At 73.1% G+C, this 234-nt stretch carries 1 protein-coding gene; it reads left to right on the top strand.

The features are described from left to right. The first annotated feature begins 3 nt into the window (after positions 1-3). The gene (locus AC0IZJ_RS28800; protein ID WP_471855710.1) at positions 4-150 is read left to right on the top strand and encodes a diguanylate cyclase domain-containing protein; all 147 of its coding nucleotides are present in this window, start codon (positions 4-6) and stop codon (positions 148-150) included. Positions 151-234 lie beyond the last annotated feature (84 nt).

Genomic DNA, 234 nt, shown 5'->3' with positions numbered 1-234 from the left:
GACCTGCGCATCACCGCCAGCTTCGGCGTGGCGGCGATGGACAGCGAGCGGCCGCTGGACCAGGTCGTTGCGGCCGCCGATGCGGCGCTGTACCGCGCCAAGGCGGGTGGCCGCAACTGCGTGGTGGCGGACGAAAAGCCGGCTGGCTAGCGCAGCAGTTCCAGCGTCTCGCCCGCGACGCGCACCCGGTCACCCACGCGCCGGTTCGGCGCCTCTCCATAGACGACGCTGCGC

This window comes from Roseateles sp. AC306, from assembly GCF_979253795.1.
This window is presented reverse-complemented; position numbering and strand designations above follow the sequence as displayed.